The organism is Evansella vedderi, assembly GCF_030813435.1.
GTDB lineage: Bacteria > Bacillota > Bacilli > Bacillales > Salisediminibacteriaceae > Evansella > Evansella vedderi.
Window position 1 is genome coordinate 222,233 of the sequence record NZ_JAUSUG010000006.1, and the last position, 20,575, is coordinate 242,807.

Consider the following 20,575-nt stretch of genomic DNA (forward strand, 5'->3'; position numbering starts at 1 on the left):
TTAAGTGAAAAAAGCGATTTAATTATCGCTTTTTTGATATATATAATAGTTTTGAAAATAAGTGAATGCTAGTAAGCATGTTAAGCTTATATTTAAAACTACATAATAAAAGGGGGAATAGACCAATGGTAAACGTTACTGTATGGAATGAAAATCGTCATGAACAAAAAAATCCTCTCGTAAGAGAAATTTATCCAAAAGGTATTCACGGAGTGATTGCAGACTTTCTGAATGAAGAAGGCCTGGATGTGAGAACAGCTACACTGGATGAGCCGGAGCATGGTTTAACGGATGATGTCCTTAGTGAGACGGATGTTCTCATTTGGTGGGGACATCTCGCACACCATGAAGTAGCAGATGAAATAGTACAAAAGGTTAAAGAACGGGTTTTAAATGGAATGGGGTTAATTGTTCTCCACTCAGGCCATTTCTCTAAGATCTTTAAATCACTAATGGGGACTACATGTGATTTAAAGTGGCGTGAAGCAGATGAAAAGGAACGGCTGTGGGTTGTGGATCCTAGTCATCCAATTGTAGAAGGGATTGGGGAGTATATAGAGCTAGAAAAGGAAGAAATGTACGGAGAACATTTTGATATTCCTGCACCAGATCAACTCCTATTTATGAGCTGGTTTGAAGGTGGGGAAGTATTTAGAAGTGGATGCACGTATCAAAGGGGAAAAGGAAAAATCTTTTATTTCCGTCCTGGTCATGAAACGTATCCTACGTATCATCATACAGAAATTCAGCAAGTCATTAAAAATGCTGTACATTGGGCAAAGCCAACGGAGCTTCCGAAACCAGTTTATGGTAATGCAAAGCCATTAGAAGAAATCAAACAGAAAAATTAGGTAAAACGAATGGTAGAGGTATTAGAAAATGGCATATACGAAAAAAATAAGAATGGGAATCATTGGTGCAGGGGGAATTGCCCAAGGGCGTCACATTCCTGCTTATCAACAATTAAGTGAATTAGTATCGTTAGTAGCTGTTTCTGATATAAATGAAGAAACAGCTGCACAAGCAGCAGAAAAATTTAATATTCCTCACGTATTTCAAGATTACCGGGAAATGTTTAACCATGTGGATGCGGTAACCATTTGCACCCCAAATAAATTTCATGCTGAAATTACCATTGAAGCACTAGAGGCGGGAGTTCATGTACAATGCGAAAAACCAATGGCCATGAATAAGGAAGAGTGTACAGTCATGATTCAAGCAGCGGAAAGATCAGGAAAAACCCTTTCTATTGCCTATCATTACCGCCACATGAAGGACTCTAAAGCTGCTAAAACGGTTATTTTAGATAATCAAATTGGTGAACCCATCGTAGCACGAGTACAAGCGTTAAGAAGGCGTAAAGTTCCTGGGTGGGGAGTATTTACCAATAAAGATCTCCAAGGGGGAGGCAGTTTAATCGATTATGGTTGCCACTTTCTAGATCTTACTCTTTGGTTATTAGGAAACCCTAATCCTGTTGAAGTAATGGGCACAACATATAACAAATTAAGTAAAATGCCGAATCAAGTGAATGAGTGGGGAAACTTTGACCATGAAACATTTGAAGTGGATGACCATGTAACAGCATATATAAGATTTGATAATGGGGCTTCCCTATTATTTGAAACTTCATGGTCAGCGAACATAAAGGAAGACAAAGAAAATGTCAGCATTTCTGGAACTACTGGTGGGATTGATTTATTTCCCTTTGAATTTAATGAAGCAAAGAACGGCATGTTGTTAAATAGTCAAGCTAATTGGCTCCCAGGAGAAGAAGATCCGGGAATACCACAAGCAAGAAATTTCGTCCTTTCCTGTCAAGGAAAAGAAGAGCTTGTTGTACAACCGGAAGAGGCATTACAGGTTTCAAAAATTATCGATGCTATTTATGAAAGTTGTAAGACTGGTAAAAGCGTCCGTTTATAATACTAGTATTTTAGAATAATAAATACTTCATGAGAAGAAGACAATGGGTAACGTCAAAGGAATTTCCTCTGGGTTACCCATTTTTGTTTATTACAGAATGAATCCACTTTTTTTTTTTGGAAAACAGGTTAAGACAGCGTTTTACATATTTTTTAAGTGTTTCTTTTTAGTTTTAAACCTCCGTCCATGTTATTTTTACTAATTCACAAAACCTTCGATATTTCTCCCCAAAATCTACACAAAGATACCTTAAGTTTTAAGCATAAAAAGTATAAAAATATAGTGAAAGGGGAAATCTTTGGGGTTAACTCTATTAATATGTCGTTTTCTAGTAATAGAATTGTAATATTTATATTACATTTCTGTTACTTAGGAATGTTATACTACATTTGCTAGGTTATGGTAATAGATTAATAGAGTATCTAGTTTACATGTACTGGTACCATTGGAGTAATTAGTTGTTAATACATAAAAAAACAGTGGAAAATGTCGATGGAAAGTAGGGGAGAGAGTGCTGAAGAAGCTTGCGTTACTAAGTATGTTTACCGTATTGGGAAGTGTCGTTTTTGTACCTGCAGTATTAGCTAATACGAATGAGGAATTACGTCATATTCAGGAGGAACGAAGGGAGGTTCAGTCTCAATTATCCGAAGCGGAGCAACAGGTAGCAGATTTAATGACAGAAATTGATCAAATTAATGCTCAATTAGCTAGGCTTGATGAAGCTATGAGAGATAATGAGAAAAAAATAGAAGAAACAACGGATGAAATAGACTCTGTTCAAGAAGAAACAGATGCTTTACAAGTAGAGATCGAGGTAAAACAAGCGGATATTGATGCCCGTATGGAATTGTTAGGGCAGCGAGCTGCATCTTATCAAAAAAGTGGTGGGAACATTAGCTACTTAGAAGTTCTTCTAGGAGCGAGCAGCTTCGGTGATTTTATTGATCGAGTCCTTGCCATCGCTAAGATTGCTAGAGCAGATACAGAGTTCATTAACCAGCTTGAACAAAGCCAACAGGAGTTGGTTGAAAAACAAGCAGAACTTGAAGAGAAGCTAACTCAGCTTCAAGAAATGATGACAGAGTTAGAAGGAATGCAGCATCATATTTTGGACCAAAAAGAACAAAATGATGAGTTACTAGAGACTCTAAAAAGTAAAGAAAATGAAGTAAATGCTTTAATTGAAGATTTAACACAACATGCTACTGATTTGAGAAATGCAGAGGAAGACATTAAGCGACGAATTGAGGCGGAGCGTCGTCGCCAAGAAGAAGAGTCTAGCAGTGCATCACCAGCTAGTACAAGCAGCTCAGTAACTCAATCTTCTAACAGGAATACGCAAACTGCATCTTCTCAAACGACTGCCACAACAAATGGAACAGTAAGTGATTTGATACAAGCAGGTTTTAAGTATTTTGGAAATTCAGTCTATGTTTTTGGCGGTGGAAGAACCCAATATGACATAGATAACGGAAGATTCGATTGCTCTGGGTTTACTCGCTGGGCATTTTCTCAAATTGGTATTAGTATAGGAGCAAGTACCGATTCTCAAATACATGCAGGCCGCCAAGTACCTGCAAGTGAAAGACGCCCAGGGGATTTAGTGTTCTTTGATACGTATAAGCGTGATGGACACGTTGCTATTTATATGGGAGGCGGTCAGTTCATCGGAGCGCAAAGCTCCACTGGTGTCGCAATTGCCAGCATGAGTAGTGGCTACTGGGCACAGCGCTTTAATGGACGTGTAGTGCGAGTAATTGACTAATAGTAAGGTAGTAATTTAAACGAGGGGTGTCGTAGGGAAAATGGCATACCCTCGTTTTTGTTTTTACTATAGAAAATATATTCCCGTTTAATAATAAAATGAAACAAAAATAGGAGGAGAAAAAATGAAACCGGAATTAATTTTGGATGCAAAAGCAACTTTAGGTGAAGGTCCTTGCTGGGATGAGATGGAGCAGAAACTGTATTGGGTAGATATTATGGAGAGAAAAATACATGTTTTAGATCCGGAAACGGGAGAAAATGAAACAATTGTGCTCGATCAGTATGTGGGGTGTGCTGTCTTAAAGGAAGGTGGTGGATTGCTTCTTGGCTTGCAAAATGGATTTTATGAACTTGAGATCCCTTCAAAAAAATTAACTCTTATACATAATCCAGAAAAGGATAAGCCGGAAAATCGCTTTAATGATGGTAAGGTAGATCCTTTAGGCCGTTTTTGGGCAGGAACAATGCATTTGGAGGCTAAGGGAAATAACGGGGCACTCTACAGATTAGATTCTAATTATGGCGTAAAAAAAATAATTGGTGATGTTGGGATATCTAACGGCCTTGCATGGGATGTTTCAAGGGGAGCGATGTATTTCATCGATACAACAACAAAAAAAGTGGCTGCATTTGATTATGATCTAAAAAGTGGTGAGATTAGTAATAAGCACTTTGTTATCACCATTCCAGAGGGTGAAGGTTTCCCTGACGGCATGACTATCGATGTTAATGGTCATCTTTGGATCGCCCATTGGGATGGGGCTAAAATAACCAGGTGGGATCCTTCAACCGGTAAAAAAATCGAAGAGATTAAATTCCCAGTTGATCGAATAACAAGCTGTTGTTTTGGAGGAAAGGAAATGAACGAATTATTTGTAACTACAGCTAGAAATGGTTTATCCCCATCACAATTAGAGAAGCAACCCCTTGCCGGTGGGCTTTTTAAAGTGAAAACAGCTGTTAAAGGTAGTCCAACTTATCGATTTAAATAGTTAAAGTTAGCACTCTAAATTATAATTAGGGTGCTTTTTTTTGAGAAAAAAATCCAAGACTTGTTGGAAAGGATTATTCCATCATATTTTTTATCAAAACGCAAATCCTATACATGAAATGGAGGCGATATTGATGAAGAACAATAAAGTGACAAATAATGATGCAGACAAAATTGCTGAAAAGTCATATGAAGTAGAAGGTTATAAAAGCAATGACGATACAGAGCACGGTTTAGCCATGACACATGAGCAGGTTTCTGATGCTTATACAGAAGGAACCATTGATGCAAGGATCGATCAAATGGATGGGAACAACAAGGTAAAGGGAGATAATGGTGAGGAAATTCCTCGAAAAGGTTTTGACCAGTAATCATTTCTCATGAAGGAGGGTAGTACTATGGCAAGGAGAAATAAAATTCTTGTTCCTGAAGCAAGGGAAGGACTAGACCGCTTAAAGGCTCAAGTTACCAATTCCATGGATCCGAATCAAGCGAAGTATGAAGTAGCAAGGGAACAAGGAATTAATCTACAAGAAGGCTATAATGGGAATCTTAGAGCCAAGGATGCCGGAAAAATCGGTGGTAACATCGGCGGAAATATGGTAAAAGAGCTAGTGAAGATGGCGGAAAAGCAATTAGGACAGAAGTATAACAAATAATTTGTATGAATTAGGGGTGTTAGTTGAAGGCTAACACCTTTTTATTGGTATCTATATTGTGAAAGGAAAAAATTTTGTTTTAATGAGCGGGAAAAGAGCTGGAAAAGAGAAAATCACGTTCATGGAAGATGTCTCTCATAAAGTTCGCGTAACAAAAGCACTCATTGAAACGCGAAAACGGAGCAATACTTCAAATTCGCGTAACAAAAACACTCTTTGCCACGGGAAAACAGAGCCCCCCAAAAGTTCGCGTTTCCAAAAACACTCTTTGTCACGTGAATAGAAGGCTCTTCTAAATGACGCAAAAGGAACAGCGTCGTAAAAAAGTTTTTTTAAAAATAAATCCTCTCCAATAAAAAAACGCGCAGAAGGAAACCTCCTACGCGTTAAAGCCAAATATTAAAATTTTTGTTGTTCTGCTTGTTGGACTAGACGCTTCGTGATCTCGCCACCTACAGAACCGTTAGAACGAGAAGTTGCATCTGCACCAAGTTTAACCCCAAACTCTTGCGCGATTTCATACTTCATTTGATCCAAAGCTGCTTCTACTCCTGGAACTAGAAGTTTGTTGCTTCGTGCCATTCTGTATCACCTCGCTTTGTTTTAGGTTACTCCTAGTATGACAGCATGAGAATTTCCTATACTTTTTCCTTCGTGGCAATTTTTTCTTCTACCTTCTAACAGCGATGTAGAGCCTTTTACAAAGCATTAAATTTTAATAAGGTAGTTTTGTAAACTTTGTAGCTTTATATAAAAAAGCTTGGAGAAGCGGAAGGCGGCGACTCCAGCGGGAAAAGCAACAAGTCTTTTCTTGCGACGAGTAAGCGGAGCGGCACAGGAGCAGCTGAAGACACCGCAGGGTGTTCTTCCCGAGGAGGCTGAAGCGTTGCCCGCGGAACCAGGACGGTGACATTACGCCGTTGCCCATAGGACGTGGGCTGCCTTTAGGCGTAATAGGTCCGCCTGTAGCGTATCCAAGCAAAAAATTTTGCTTTAAAAACAACATTCTATGCAAATGAGCCTTTAATAAAGGCTGTGTAAAAGCTCAATATTTAATAAAAGTCCTTCCTCCCCACATCGTTTGCTTGACTTTAACAATGCAAAAAATAAAAGAATCATACTTCTTAACTAAACGCATAAGATGATTTTAAATAAAAAATTCTTTGACAATTCTCGAAAGAGATGTTAAGATTTTTAACAACTTAATACTTCAAATGATTAAAGTTTTTTCCTTATCAAGAGAGGTGGAGGGACTGGCCCGACGAAGCCCGGCAACCAGCAATCCAACAGCGACTTCTGAGAAAGCCTGTTTGGATAGCAGAGGTGCTAATTCCTGCAAAGCGAGAGATCAGCTTTGGGAGATGAGAATGGAATTTCTAGTAAGAAATTTAATGACACATTCTATCACTTCCCTTTGCTGCTATGTCGGTGGAGGGATTTTATTTTATCAAAAATAAAATCAATTATTCCGATGAGTTTTATCAGAAAAAAATATTGACGAATCTTAATGTAAATGATAAGATTCAAATTAATTAAACTATTGATAACTTTTGAATAGTGAAAATAATTCAAACTTTTATAACTAAATATTAAAGCTCTTATCAAGAGAGGTGGAGGGAATGGCCCGATGAAACCCGGCAACCATCTTAACTGCGTGAACCATTTAGCTGCGCAGCAAAGAAAGGTGCCAATTCCAGCAAAGTGATAATCGCTTTGAAAGATAAGAGAGATGATGATAAATCTCGCGTCTCTCTGTCTTTTTACAGAGAGACTTTTTTAGTTGGCTTTGTTAAAGGATAGTGTTGAGTTTGAAACAACATTGATTGAAGCGGAGTACGAGACTCCCGCAGGAACATCAACATCAAATTTTAACAGCGTTTTTAGCTTTGTTGAAGAAGAGGAGGTGTGGCGCTATTATGGTTGTAAAGCAACTTAATCAGGTGAAAACCGGTACAGTTACACTCCCTGTATTTACATTAGAATCTGGCATACAATTAAAAGACGTAACACTCGCCTATGAATGGGCAGGACCTGAAGTCGGAGATCCAATTCTCGTTTGCCACGCATTAACTGGCAACCAGCACACAGTTGGTACCGAAGAGGAGCCTGGCTGGTGGAGAGGATTAATTAACTACTCAGGTTATGTGGATCTTTACGAGCAGCCGGTAATCACCTTTAACGTCCTTGGTGGCTGCAACGGCTCTACTGGACCATTATCGATCAATCCTGCTAGCGATCAGCCTTACAGAACAGAATTACCCTTCATTTCTGTGAGAGACATGGTAAAGGCTCAAAAGGAAGCATTAAATATCCTTGGAATCCAGAAGTTGAAAGGGGTAATCGGCGGCTCTCTTGGAGGGATGCAAGCTCTGGAATGGGCAGTTACCTTCCCGGAGATGGTGGAAAAACTTATCGTAATGGCTGCTACCTCGTCGTTGAGTGATTATGGAATGTCCTATAACGCGATTGCTCGAAAAGCCATTATGGATGATCCAAATTGGAATGAAGGAAATTATACAGATCACTCTTTTCCAACGAGTGGACTCTCCCTTGCTAGAATGATTGGGATGATCACTTATCGTTCGGATCAATTATTCAACCAGAGGTTTCATCGTGAGAAAAAAGATGAGTGGGGAACGAAACATAAAGAAGTTGCCTATCAAGTGGAATCGTACCTTTTGTACCAAGGGGATAAATTCACGAAGCGTTTTGATCCAAACAGCTATTTGTACTTGTTGAAGGCTATGGATAACCATGACATAGAGGCTGGAAGGAATACGTTAGAGAAGACGCTTTCTAGCTTTCAAAAGGAAGTTTATCTTATTTCCTATAAAGGAGATTTACTATATCCACCTGCTGATATGGAAAGATTAGCTGAGGCTTGGGAAATTGCGGGTGCGCAAGTGAATTACAAGGAAGTGGATACCATATTTGGCCATGATGGCTTTTTAACAGAGTTCGATAAATGGGGAGCCTTTGTACATGAGGCACTCAAGGAAAAAAGACCTGTAAATTAAAAAAACAATTGAAAATCTCTTATCAAGAGAGGTGGAGGGACTGGCCCGATGAAGCCCGGCAACCACCAAGGATATCCTCCTTGGAAGGTGCCAATTCCTGCAAAACGATTTCGTTTTGAAAGATGAGAGAAAGGTATAGGAACAATCACCTTTCTCTTAAAGAGGAGGGTGTTTTATTTTACAATAAAGTGTTAATTCATTAAAACGTTAAAGCGGGAGTGTCCTGTTTTTATTCCATTAAAATTTAGGAGGACTTATACATGAGCAAAGAACAAAACTTCAATACTTATAATTTAGAAACAGTACTTTTACACGGAGGCCAATCACCAGACCCTACAACAGGATCACGTGCAGTGCCAATCTATCAAACTACTTCTTATGTTTTCCATGATACGGATCACGCAGAGAGCCTTTTCTCCTTAGATGAGCCAGGTAACATTTATAGCCGAATTGGAAATCCAACGGTAGATGTTTTTGAGAAAAGGATTGCTTTACTTGAAGACGGTGTGGCAGCAGTTGCTACTTCATCAGGTATGGCGGCTATCTCCTTAGCGATTTTAAACATAGCTGGTGCTGGGGATGAAATCGTTGCAGCAACGAATTTATATGGTGGAACGTACAACTTATTTTCCATTACTTTACCGAGATACGGAATTAAGGTTCATTTCGTAGATCCAACTGATCCAAATAATTTCAGAGAAGCCATTAATGAAAATACAAAGGCAGTTTTTGCTGAAACAGTAGGTAACCCAAGCTTACATGTTTTAGACATTGCAGGGGTAGCCGATGTGGCACACGAAGCGGGTATTCCATTAATTATCGATAATACTTTCCCATCCCCATACGGATGTAAACCATTAAACCATGGGGCAGATATTGTAGTACATTCCGCAACAAAATGGATCGGTGGTCACGGTACTTCTATCGGTGGGGTTGTGATTGACGGAGGAAGGTTCAACTGGCAATCGGAGAAATTCCCAGGATTCAATGAACCAGACCGAAGCTATAACGGAATCGTCTATGCGAAGGACTTTGGAACACTTGCCTTTGCAACCAAGTTCCGAGTGCAGCTATTACGTGACTTTGGGGCATGCTTAAGTCCATTTAACGCATTCCAGCTTATTCAAGGTTTAGAAACATTACATCTAAGAGTTCAGCGACATAATGAAAATGCATTAAAGCTGGCTAAATACTTAGAAGAGCATCCGGCAGTTGAGTGGGTAAACTATCCGGGGCTAGAATCCCATCCCTCACATGAGCATGCTTCAGAGCTTCTGCAACACGGATATGGTTCGGTCCTAAACTTTGGAATTAAAGGTGGCCTTGAAGCGGGACGTAAGTTAATTAATAATGTTTCCCTCTGGTCTCACCTGGCAAACGTAGGGGATGCAAAAAGCCTGATCATTCACCCAGCATCAACTACTCACCAGCAGTTGTCTGGGGATGAACTTGTTGCAACGGGAGTTACAGAAGATCTAGTTCGACTCTCTGTAGGTATTGAAAACGTGGAAGACTTATCGAAGGACCTAGATCAAGCATTATTACAAGCAACTGGTCTTGGAAAAGGAGAAGAAAAAGCAATCGTCATTAATGACGAAGGAGTTATAAAGTGGGCATTATCCACAGCCACAACAGTGGATGAAACAGACCCATCAAAGCAACGTCAAAAAACGTTAGCGATTGTCGGTCTAAGCAGTAACCCAGCTCGACCAAGTCACCGTTTAGCGAGAAAAATGCAGCGACTAGGCTATAAGATCATTCCTGTTAACCCAAGGGAAACGGAGGTCTTAGGGGAAAAGGCGTATCCTGACTTGAATAGTGTTGAGGGACCAATTGATATTGCACAAATCTTCCGTAGCCCAGATGCGGCAGTGGAACTGGCAAAAGAAGCGGCAATTGTTCGCCCGAAAATCTTCTGGCTCCAAGAAGGGGTTATTTCCGAAAAAGCAGCAGTAATTGCAAAGGAAGCAGGATTAGAAGTCGTTCACAATCGATGCACGTATAAAGAAGCACAACGACTACGCGGCACTATCTCCACCTTTGCATGTGAAATCTAATAAACTTTGAAACTAAAATATCCAAACATCTAGATCTAAAAGGAGAGAAAGACATGTCATTCATTAAAACGATAACTTTATTTATAGCAGTTTCCTTAAGCATTACCCTCCTTGCCGCCTGTGGTTCCTCTAGCTCAGGAGCCAGCGGAGAAGGTAGTTTACCAGAAAAAATTACAATAGACTACGCCTTTTATTCTCCAACAAGCCTTGTTTTAAAGGAGTTTGGTTGGTTAGAAGAGGCCTTTGAAGAAGAAGGAGTAGAAATCGAGTACGTATTAAGTCAAGGTAGTAACCGTGCGTTAGAGTTTTTAAACAGCAACAGTGTTGATTTCGGATCCACTGCAGGTGCGGCCGCTTTAATTGCCAAAGGGAATGGCTCACCTATTAAAAACGTTTATATCTTCTCTCAACCAGAATGGACGGCACTTGTAACAGGAGCTGACTCTTCCATTCAATCGGTAGAGGACCTAGAAGGAAAAAGGGTAGCAGCAACGTTAGGAACGGATCCTTATATTTTCTTAGTTCGAGCATTAGCTGAACATGGTCTAAGCGTAAATGATGTAGAAGTGGTAAATCTCCAGCATAGTGATGGGGGAAATGCATTGTCCAACGGCCAGGTGGATGCTTGGGCAGGGTTAGATCCACACATGGCTCGTCTAGAATTAGAAACTGGAGCTGAGCTCTTTTACCGAAACCCAGGCTTTAACACATACGGATTCTTAAATGTTCGTGAAGCCTTTGCTGAGTCTTATCCAGATGCAGTAGACCGAGTAATTGAAGCTTATGAAAAAGCACGTAAATGGGTATTAGAAAATCCAGGAGAAACGGCAGAAATAATGGCTCGTGAGGCAGGAATTGATATTAGCGTGGCAGAGTTACAGTTAGAGCGAAATAACTTCTCCACTCCAGTACCAGGTCAAGAGCATATTGACAGCATTATAGAAGCAGGTACTGTACTACAAGAGGCCGGAGTTATAAACAGCAGTGTTGATCTAGAGGATGTCGTGCAACAATTAATTGACCCATCGTTTGCGGAGCGGGTTATTAATCAATAAAGGAGGATAAAAACAAATGGCAATTTCCCAAGGGCAGCAAGATACAGAAAAAACAACTTGGTTTCAGAAATTTACTAGCATAGACAAAAAAGCAGTTGGAGCGAAATCCCCTTGGGGAAACATTGGCCTTTCTCTCCTACTTCCAGTATTACTCATTATTGTTTGGGAGCTTGCTTCGAGGTTCAACTACGTTGCACCTCACCAGCTCCCAGCTCCAACCATTATTGTCCAAACTATCTGGGCTATGGCCTTAGACGGATCCCTATGGACTCATACTAGTATTACCTTGTATCGAGTATTTTTGGGATTTTTATGGGGGACCCTTGCAGCGGTTGTACTAGGATCTATTGTCGGAATGTTCAGTAAGGCAGAAACGATGTTTGATCCGATGATTCAAGCCTTCCGTGCCATTCCTTCCTTAGCTTGGGTACCACTATTCATTCTTTGGCTAGGAATTGGAGAAGGATCAAAAATTACGTTAATTGCAGTAGGAGTATTTTTCCCTGTGTACTTAAACATTACCGGGGGAATTCAATCGGTGGATCGGAAGCTCATTGAAGTGGGGAAAGCCTATGGTTTATCCACTTATCAGTTGGTAAAGAGAATTATTTTACCTGCCTCGTTGCCATCATTTTTCATAGGACTAAGGAGCGGTCTTGGTTTAGGATGGATGTTCGTTGTGGCTGCTGAACTGATGGGAGCGAGTCAAGGACTTGGATTTTTGCTAGTGTTTGGGCAAAACATGTCCCAACCAGCGGTAATAATATCTAGCATTATCTTATTTGCTATTTTAGGAAAAATCACAGATACGATATTGAAGAAGTTTCAAGAAAAAGCATTACACTGGCAGGACACAATGGAAAAATCTCAAGGTAAATAATACGGAGGAGGCATTTAGAGATGAGTTTATCAGTGGAAAAGGTGAGCCGTAGTTTTTCAGGGGACGTAGCAGTGAAAGACGTTACCTTCCATGCAGAAAAGGGAGAAGTCATTGGCCTCCTTGGAACAAGCGGCTGCGGTAAAAGCACCGTTTTACGTGCCATTTCTGGTTTAGATACAGGTTATGAAGGAACAATTAAGGTAAATGGAGAACAAAGTCGGTCTGTAAATAAAGACTTAGGAATTATCTTTCAAGAGGCACGACTCATGCCATGGCTTACCGTTCTGGAAAATGTGTATTTTGGATTAGAAGGGGACAAAAAGGAGAAACGGGAAAAGGCTATCCAGCTATTAAAGCAGGTAGGCTTAGAAGGCTTTGAGCATTATTATCCGAAGCAGCTTTCTGGTGGAATGGCGCAACGTACAGCCATTGCCAGAGCCCTTGTTACAGAACCAACAACTCTTTTACTAGATGAACCATTTAGTGCATTAGATGCCTTTACGAAGCTGCAGCTTCAGGATATGCTCCTCGATTTATGGAACAGCTATCGTCCTACGATGGTGATCGTTACTCACGACATTGATGAAGCTCTTTATTTATGTGACCGAATCGTTATTTTAAAAGGGCAGCCAGGTGAAGTTTACGATAATATTAAAATTCGAAAACCGAAACCAAGAAGCAAGTCAGATATAGAACTAGTAAAAATGAAGGAAAGAATTCTTAAAGCATTAGAGCTTGGGAAGGAACCTTTAGTTAGGGAGGCATAAACAGATGACTACAGACGTGAATAAAGAAAACAAACAACACAACCTTCCTCCTCAAGCAACAAGGAAGCACCATTTAGAAGATTATCAAGCAACGGTTAATTCTTTTAATTGGGATGATGCCGTAAGTGCCTTATCGAAAGCCCCAACAGGGAAATGGAATGCTGCTTACGAAGTAATTGACCGACATGTAGAGGAAGGCTATGGTGAAAAAACAGCCCTTTTATTTACAAATGGGGTTAGGGATGAGAAATTTAGTTTTGCTGAAGTGAAAAACATTACGGATAAATATGCTCATGTTTTGAAGAAAAATGGTGTAAAGGCAGGGGATAGAGTCTTTATTTTCCTACCTAAATCACCGGATTGCTATTTTACCATTTTAGCTGCGATTAAGGTGGGAGCTATTGCTGGCCCGCTTTTCGAAGCCTTTATGGAAGAGGCAATCAAGGAACGGATGACCGACTGTGAAGCACAATATTTAATTACTGATAAGGAATTAGGTAAGCGAGTTCCTTTAAAGGAAATTCCTTCTGTTGTGAAAACATGGAACATTGATGAACTAAAGGATGAAGCAAAGTGGATAGAGGATGACGAGGAATCGCCAATAGAGTGGCTCCATAAGGAAGCGGGTATGCTCATCCATTATACTTCTGGGTCCACGGGAAAACCAAAGGGGGTACTTCATGCCCACCGTACCGTATCTCATCATTATATTACTGGTAAATGGGTATTAGATATTCATGATGAAGATGTTTATTGGTGTACGTCTCATCCAGGCTGGGTAACTGGAAGTGTTTACGGTGTTTTTGCTCCGTGGTTGAACCGTGCAACGGTCGTTATTCACGGAGGGCGGTTTGATGCTCAGGAATGGTACAGCCTTATTGAAAGGTTTGGAGTGACCATTTGGTACAGTGCACCAACAGCTTTTCGTATGCTCATGAGCCAAGGAAAGGTTTATGAAAATTACGATCTATCCTCCTTACGTCATATGTTAAGTGTGGGAGAACCATTAAATCCTGAGGTAATTTATTGGGCCTATGAAGCTTTCGGCGTTAGAATTCATGATACGTGGTGGATGACGGAAACAGGCGGACATCTAATTGTTAATCTCCCTTCACAGGTAATTAAGCCTGGTTCAATGGGACGGCCATTCCCAGGTGTGGAGGTAGGAATTCTAGATGAAAATAATCAGCCGCTGCCGCGAGGGTCTGTTGGGCAATTAGCGGTAAAAGCACCGTGGCCGGGACTTATGAAGGAGATTTGGAAAAACGAAGAAAAATATAAATCCTATTTTACAGATAACGGTTGGTATATTTCTGGAGATACCGCTTACCAAGACGAGGATGGCTATATTTTCTTTAATGGGCGTAATGATGATTTGATTAAAACCTCAGGGGAGCAGGTGGGACCGTTTGAGGTGGAAAGCAAGCTCATTGAACATCCAGCAGTAGCAGAAGCAGGCGTTATTGGAAAACCTGATCCTATTAGAGGGGAAATTATAAAAGCCTTTGTAACCCTTCGAGAGGGCTACGAAGAATCTCAAGGATTAAATGAAGAAATCCGTCTTTTCGTTAAGGCAAAATTAGCTGCCCATGCTGCACCTAGGGAAATTGAAGTATTAGATGAATTACCTAAAACAAAAATAAGCGGGAAAATTCTTCGTCGACTTCTTAAAGAAAAAGAGGTTAATAAAATGAGAGAATTAAAAGGGGAGTCTGTCGTATGAATCAGCCGACTTTTCAAGTAGCGATAATCGGGTTTGGCACCGTTGGTGAAGGTGTTTACCGAACGCTGGAAAGGAAAGCAAAGAAAATAGAAGCATTACTAGGACGCTCCTTACATATTCCCTTTGTTCTCGTTAAAAGCGTGGAGAAGGATCGAGATGTTCTTCCAGTGACAAAGGTGACAAATCGATTGGAAGATTTGTTGGAATATGATCGGCTTGATGTTGTTGTGGAGGCTTCCCCGGATGCAGAAACGGCTTATCCCTTTGTGACTGAGCTGTTAAGACGGGGGGTCTCCGTCATTTCTGCAAACAAAGAACTTATGGCAAAATACGGGGAAGAGCTTCATCAGCTAGCCACCGATCACCGATGTCACCTTTTATATGAGGCAGCGGTGGCCGGTGGTATTCCACTGTTAAATACGATTCGTCACACATTAAAAACAAACACAGTAGATCGATTAGAAGGGATATTAAATGGAACCTCTAACTTCATGCTTACTAAAATGAGGGAAGAGGGAGCTTCTTTTCCTCAAGCCTTAAGGGAAGCCCAGGAAAAGGGCTATGCAGAGGCTGTTCCAGATAAGGACGTGGATGGTTGGGATGCCTATTTTAAAACAACTATTCTAAGCCATTGGATTTACGGTAAGGCCCCTGTGTGGAAGGGAGAGCCTAAGGGCATTCGTCATGTTACAGTTGAAGATATTTCGTTAGCTAATCAATTGAATGGACGAATCAAACACGTTGCGTCGTTAGTGAAGGTTGGAGACAATGTGGAAGCTTCCGTTGAGCCATGCCTTGTTTTAAATGATCATCTTTTATATGGAGTCGAAGGAGTAAATAATGGCATTCATATAGAAGGAAGTATTGTGGGCTCTGTCATGCTTCAAGGGCCAGGGGCAGGTAAATATCCAACGGCTAGTGCCATTGTGGAAGATTTAGTCAACTTGTTGCTCCGTAAGGACGAGAAGGTGGAAGAGCAAGGGATTGAATTTGTGGAACATGGGTTTTCGGAAAAAGTCTTGGATGATTCCTCCTATACGGGGCTATGGTTTGTTACTGGTAACGAAGCTTTGTTGAGTCAATGGTTAACTTCTGTTGGTGCTCAAAAACTAACCGTTTCTAGTCTTCGTCCCGAGCAAAAGACTGGTGCTATTGTTTATTTGAATTTTGACCAGCAGCAAGCTTTAGAAGCCTTTGGTGAGGATATTCAATTATATCCCGTTTTAACAAATATAGGTGCAGGGGATATAGTAGGAGAAAAGAAAGAGGAGAAGAAAACCGTTTCCTTTTAGAGTACAAGTAGAATAACCGCCTAAGAGCAATTTTAAGGCGGTTTTCTTTGTTCAAAAGAAAGAAAATTTGAAAGCTATCTAGCTTCAGGTGCCATCGGTTAGAGGTCAAATTTACCTACGGATACTCATCACAAATAAAGAGTATTGACACTTCGTTGGTCGAACGGAGTTGAAGTGTCAAAGTAGAAGGATAATTTAGATTTTCCAGTCCCGTTCGTTGCTACAGATCAAACAAAATATTATCCCAATTATCCTTGGGATTAAGTGATCTTATTTTTTGTTAATTTATGGACATAAAATGGGCAGGAAAGACGAAAATGGTATTGGAAGAAAATTCAGAATATACAATACCTAGTTTGAACAGGGGGGTGGAAATAGGGAAATCAATTTTCCTGAAATAGGAGTGGACCAAATAGGTAATTAAATTTATTAAATCTAGTAAATCCACCAATGATCATATTACAAAGGTCCTATATAATAGAATACAATGAAAGCTTTTATGTTAAAAAAGAGTAGAAATTCCATCCAATTTACACTATTTTAAAAAATTATCAAAATCTTGTGTTGTTTTATGATATTATTCTATTAATGGACCAATTATAGAGGTAGTAAAGGTCGACATAATTAATAAGGTAGAGGTGCTGCACATGTTTCGAACACTCCGTAACATTATTCGCGTGGGAGATCTACGCAACAAGATTCTTTTCACATTACTAATGCTGGTTGTCTTCCGAATCGGAGCACATATTCCAGCGCCTGGGGTTAATGCAGAAGTTCTAAATTTTGAAGGTCTTGCTGCCTTTGGATTTCTAGACACATTTGGTGGAGGAGCATTAGAAAGGTTTTCTGTTTTTGCAACCGGTATCATGCCGTATATTACTGCATCGATCATTGTTCAGCTACTGAGAATGGACGTTGTTCCGAAATTTGCTGAATGGGCAAAAGAAGGAGAAAGTGGCCGTAAGAAGTTGGCACAAGTAACTCGTTATGGAACGATTGGTATTGCATTTTTCCAAGCTTTGGCTTTATCTATTGGTTTTAATAACATTATGCCAGGATTAATTCCTAACCCTACTTGGACAACATATTTATTAATTGCCATTGTATTAACAGCGGGTACTGCATTCCTCATGTGGCTTGGGGAACAAATTACTGCAAAAGGTATTGGAAACGGAATTTCCATTATCATTATGGGTGGTATTGCAGCTGGTATTCCAACAGGAGTCAATCAATTATATTCCACTTATATATTAGAAGCTGGAGACCAATTATTCTTAAATATTGTAACTATTTTACTGATTTTCCTTGCTATACTTGCTATTATTGTTGGTATTATTTTTGTACACCAAGCTGTTCGTAAAATTCCAGTACAATATGCAAAGAAACTAGCTGTAGGTGGACGTAAAACAGGTGGACAATCAACACACCTTCCACTAAAAGTAAATGCAGCTGGGGTAATTCCAGTAATCTTTGCAATGGCATTATTCTTTATGCCACAAACGGTAGCAGGAATATTTGGTGCAGAGAACTCTTTTGCCGCTTGGGTAATGCGTGTTTTTGATCTATCTAATCCAACTGGTATGGTCTTCTACGCTGCATTAATTATTGCTTTCTCGTATTTCTATACGTTCGTTCAAATTAACCCTGAACAAATGGCAGAGAATTTACGTAAGCAAAACGGCTTTATACCAGGAATTCGTCCTGGTCAAGCAACACAAACGTATATTGTTCGTACATTGTACCGTTTAACATTTGTAGGATCTTTATTCCTTGCATCCGTTGCGATACTTCCCTTAATTGCAACTGCTGCAGCTGGACTTCCACCTGCAGTGCAGATTGGTGGTACAGGATTACTAATTGTAATTGGTGTATCCTTAGATACAATGAAACAAGTGGAGAGCCACTTAATCGACCGCAGATATAGCGGGTTCTTAAAAAGATCTTCGTAAATATAATTAAATGACGACTTTAAAGAGATCAGACTTCTCAGAGTAAGGTATTATTTGACGGAAAACCTTTTAGGTAAAGGCCCAAAAATAAACTTTGCAGGAGAATCTGATCTTTTTTTCTTACTTAAGGGAAGGGAGGTTTACATATGTCCCTGGGGAAAAAAATAATAGGTACTCTTGTGTTGATGTTAATAGTAACAGGATGTGGTACCGGGGGTAAAATGGAATCCAACGAAACGGAAGTAGATAATAGTATGCTAGTAAAGTTGCTTAGTGAGGAACTAAAAGGGGATACTAAGCTCAAAGGAGATTTAAATATTGATTTTTTACTAAAGGTTCAATCCCATGTAGAGGAGGAGTCAAATAGAGAAACTAATGAATCGGAAGATAAGAAGAAGGAAGAAGAAACGGATACCAGTAATAATGAAGTAGAGGTAAGGGAAGCAGAAATCAAGGAACAAAAAGAAGACAACGAAGGTAAAGAAGAAAAAGAGGAAGAAGAGGGGGAAGATGAGGAAATGAGAGGTAAAGTTGATTTTAGATATGTAGCTGGAAATGAGCTGCCAGACAATGTATATGAGTATTATTCATCTATACAAAACAAGGATATAAGGGATTGGAGAATCTTTAACAATGGTCAGGAAGATTTTATTGTTATTTCTGGCGGTCTTAAAAATACAGGGGGGCACTCTATCGAAGTTTTAGAGGTTAATAACGAAGAAGGTATTACTTTTATTAAAGTCAAGGAAAAGTCCCCAGGTGCAGGGGACATCGTAACACAAGCATTTATGAATCCCACCGTTATTATAGCCGTAGATAAAGATAGGGTGACAAATGTAATAGAGGTTGTGGATGAATTTGGAAATCCCTTTCAACAGCATGGGGAATCAATGTAAGTAGTAAAGCACTTCTCTTGGAACTCATAGCTTGTCGATTGTATAATATGGAAATAAGAGGAAGGTGGGAGGTTTATAAGTGTCTGCGAATAAATATTTTCCAGCTTCAAGTGATAGAGTAGCTGGTAAATTACGGAAGTACCATATTCAACTTATTTTACTATTTTATTTATCCATTACTGCAATTATTGGGCTAACGATATACGGAATTCTTTACCCTGGTACTATATTTTATCACGGATTTTATTACCAATTATATCTATTCGTTGCTTTTCTTTATTTCTTTTATAAGCCACCTATGCCACATAACTTCAAAAAGGATGATTCTAAGGAGTTAACCTACCAATTTGAAGAGGATGCTTTAGTGGTGCATTTCTATGAGAAAAAAATTAAGAAAATTCCTTACCATTCGATCATAGGTGTGGAGGCTTTACGAGAAAGGCTCAAAGGTATAAAAGGAGTTCACGCTGTAGGGAAGCATTATTGGCTTACATATGGGGAGATCGTTGGTCAATCCAACCAGTTCCCATCATTAATGGTATACTCCACTTCCATAACTAAGGGAATCCTACTTCAGCGTAAATTTGAAAAAATTCTACTTTCCCCTGAAAAGGAAGAAGAGTTCTTGAAGGAGTTAGAAAAAAGAGTGGAGGTATTGAAGACGGCAGAAGTATAACTGCTGATCCGGGCAATGGCTCCGTTGACGCGCGCCCCTACGAGAAAAACACTCGTAGGAGCTTTTAAAAGATTGCGTCAACTACGCTCATTGCATCGAGCAAATCGGAAAAAGAAAAGCGCTTTTTCCGATTTGCTCTAGTATATAAACGGTACTAGGCGGCAGCGGTGGCGGCACCAGTAGGTGTAGATGTCACCGTATTTTTCGGCGTATACTGATTCCTCCAATGACATTCGGTAGTGAAGTGCGCTACCTACAAACAAGAATGTCACTAAAATGGATATCCAATGGGAGCTTATAAATAAGCAAATCCCTAATGCAATAAAAAAGAACCCTGTGTGAAAAGGGTGCCGGGTAAATCGAAAGGGTCCATGGCTAAATAATGGCCGATTATTTATAGCCACGATTTTTCGGCTAAAATAAGGTTTTGTAAGAAAGTAAGTCCAATAGCGAATTAACAGCCCTTGAGTTAAAAAAACAAGCCCCGCAAATCTGGCCATAACTGTTGTTTCGTCTGTTATAGTATTTAATAATGAACTAGCTAGTATGGCACATAATAGCATTGTGGGGAGTAATCCCTTAATTAAGAAAGCTTTTCCAGTATCCTCCTTTCTCGGTTGAGCTGTTTCTACATAGACAAACCGTTCCAAAACCCATATAAAGATTAGGACGATAAATAAAATTTCTGTAAATTCCATATGTCTAGGATGTGTAAAAAAAATGAAATTAATCCAATGAATAAGGTTATTTTTTATTAAAATTCATTTACTTGAATGAATTTCATAAATCTCGGCCCTTATGGGCCAAGGGTTTCAAAGCATAAAAAAAGGAGTACCTCCCCAAATGTCGAATTTAGTAAGTGACCAAACCAACAAATTCGAAGGGGGAAGACTCCTATGTCTATTGTACGACAAGAG

Annotated in this window: 18 protein-coding genes and 3 riboswitches; of the genes, 16 read left to right on the forward strand and 2 right to left on the reverse strand. The window is 39.7% G+C overall.

Annotation, left to right across the window (positions count from 1 at the left end):
• Nucleotides 1-125 precede the first annotated feature (125 nt).
• The 6 genes from J2S74_RS09780 (at nt 126) to J2S74_RS09805 (ending at nt 5,346) form a co-directional block, all read left to right on the forward strand.
• Complete coding sequence (locus tag J2S74_RS09780) at nt 126-851, forward strand: ThuA domain-containing protein (protein ID WP_307324809.1); 726 nt, start codon at nt 126-128, stop codon at nt 849-851.
• A 28-nt stretch (nt 852-879) separates the two neighbouring features.
• Complete coding sequence (locus J2S74_RS09785) at nt 880-1,926, forward strand: Gfo/Idh/MocA family protein (RefSeq protein WP_307324812.1); 1,047 nt, start codon at nt 880-882, stop codon at nt 1,924-1,926.
• A 511-nt stretch (nt 1,927-2,437) separates the two neighbouring features.
• A complete protein-coding gene (locus J2S74_RS09790) occupies nt 2,438-3,694 on the forward strand; it encodes a coiled-coil domain-containing protein (RefSeq protein WP_307324815.1) in 1,257 nt (418 codons plus the stop codon).
• Between the two features lie 124 nt (nt 3,695-3,818).
• Complete coding sequence (locus J2S74_RS09795) at nt 3,819-4,688, forward strand: SMP-30/gluconolactonase/LRE family protein (RefSeq protein WP_307324819.1); 870 nt, start codon at nt 3,819-3,821, stop codon at nt 4,686-4,688.
• A 133-nt stretch (nt 4,689-4,821) separates the two neighbouring features.
• Complete coding sequence (locus tag J2S74_RS09800; protein WP_307324821.1) at nt 4,822-5,058, forward strand: YozQ family protein; 237 nt, start codon at nt 4,822-4,824, stop codon at nt 5,056-5,058.
• A 27-nt stretch (nt 5,059-5,085) separates the two neighbouring features.
• Complete coding sequence (locus tag J2S74_RS09805) at nt 5,086-5,346, forward strand: alpha/beta-type small acid-soluble spore protein (RefSeq protein ID WP_307324824.1); 261 nt, start codon at nt 5,086-5,088, stop codon at nt 5,344-5,346.
• Nucleotides 5,347-5,745: 399 nt separating this feature from the next.
• Here J2S74_RS09805 and J2S74_RS09810 read toward each other — a convergent pair whose 3' ends face one another.
• The gene (locus J2S74_RS09810; RefSeq protein ID WP_307324827.1) at nt 5,746-5,928 is read right to left on the reverse strand and encodes an alpha/beta-type small acid-soluble spore protein; all 183 of its coding nucleotides are present in this window, start codon (nt 5,926-5,928) and stop codon (nt 5,746-5,748) included.
• A 647-nt stretch (nt 5,929-6,575) separates the two neighbouring features.
• Nucleotides 6,576-6,714, forward strand: a riboswitch (SAM riboswitch).
• A 227-nt stretch (nt 6,715-6,941) separates the two neighbouring features.
• A riboswitch (SAM riboswitch) is annotated at nt 6,942-7,073 on the forward strand.
• A gap of 189 nt (nt 7,074-7,262) precedes the next feature.
• Between J2S74_RS09810 and metX the strand changes: the two genes are divergently transcribed.
• The 10 genes from metX (at nt 7,263) to J2S74_RS09860 (ending at nt 19,658) form a co-directional block, all read left to right on the forward strand.
• Nucleotides 7,263-8,363, forward strand: a complete 1,101-nt coding sequence (metX, locus tag J2S74_RS09815; protein WP_307324830.1) for a homoserine O-acetyltransferase MetX — start codon at nt 7,263-7,265, stop codon at nt 8,361-8,363.
• Between the two features lie 16 nt (nt 8,364-8,379).
• Nucleotides 8,380-8,492, forward strand: a riboswitch (SAM riboswitch).
• A gap of 131 nt (nt 8,493-8,623) precedes the next feature.
• Nucleotides 8,624-10,420: a PLP-dependent aspartate aminotransferase family protein gene (locus tag J2S74_RS09820; RefSeq protein ID WP_307324833.1), complete on the forward strand. Its 1,797-nt coding sequence runs from the start codon at nt 8,624-8,626 to the stop codon at nt 10,418-10,420.
• A gap of 53 nt (nt 10,421-10,473) precedes the next feature.
• Nucleotides 10,474-11,475 (forward strand): aliphatic sulfonate ABC transporter substrate-binding protein, encoded by a 1,002-nt coding sequence (locus tag J2S74_RS09825; RefSeq protein ID WP_307324837.1) that lies wholly within the window; start codon nt 10,474-10,476, stop codon nt 11,473-11,475.
• Nucleotides 11,476-11,491: 16 nt separating this feature from the next.
• Nucleotides 11,492-12,355, forward strand: a complete 864-nt coding sequence (locus J2S74_RS09830) for an ABC transporter permease (protein ID WP_307324840.1) — start codon at nt 11,492-11,494, stop codon at nt 12,353-12,355.
• Nucleotides 12,356-12,375: 20 nt separating this feature from the next.
• Entirely contained in the window at nt 12,376-13,122 is a 747-nt protein-coding gene (locus tag J2S74_RS09835) for an ABC transporter ATP-binding protein (protein ID WP_307324842.1), read from the forward strand.
• A gap of 4 nt (nt 13,123-13,126) precedes the next feature.
• Nucleotides 13,127-14,845: an acetate--CoA ligase gene (gene acsA, locus J2S74_RS09840; protein WP_307324845.1), complete on the forward strand. Its 1,719-nt coding sequence runs from the start codon at nt 13,127-13,129 to the stop codon at nt 14,843-14,845.
• Nucleotides 14,842-16,137 (forward strand): homoserine dehydrogenase, encoded by a 1,296-nt coding sequence (locus J2S74_RS09845; protein ID WP_307324848.1) that lies wholly within the window; start codon nt 14,842-14,844, stop codon nt 16,135-16,137. Before acsA ends, J2S74_RS09845 begins: the two co-directional genes overlap by 4 nt.
• Before the next feature lie 647 nt (nt 16,138-16,784).
• Nucleotides 16,785-18,086: a preprotein translocase subunit SecY gene (gene secY, locus J2S74_RS09850; RefSeq protein ID WP_307324851.1), complete on the forward strand. Its 1,302-nt coding sequence runs from the start codon at nt 16,785-16,787 to the stop codon at nt 18,084-18,086.
• Between the two features lie 146 nt (nt 18,087-18,232).
• Complete coding sequence (locus J2S74_RS09855) at nt 18,233-18,982, forward strand: protease complex subunit PrcB family protein (protein ID WP_307324853.1); 750 nt, start codon at nt 18,233-18,235, stop codon at nt 18,980-18,982.
• 79 nt (nt 18,983-19,061) lie between these two features.
• Nucleotides 19,062-19,658, forward strand: a complete 597-nt coding sequence (locus tag J2S74_RS09860; protein WP_307324856.1) for a PH domain-containing protein — start codon at nt 19,062-19,064, stop codon at nt 19,656-19,658.
• Between the two features lie 137 nt (nt 19,659-19,795).
• Here J2S74_RS09860 and J2S74_RS09865 read toward each other — a convergent pair whose 3' ends face one another.
• On the reverse strand, nt 19,796-20,356 hold the full coding sequence (locus J2S74_RS09865) for a methyltransferase family protein (RefSeq protein ID WP_307324859.1): 561 nt from the start codon (nt 20,354-20,356) through the stop codon (nt 19,796-19,798).
• Nucleotides 20,357-20,575: the final 219 nt, after the last annotated feature.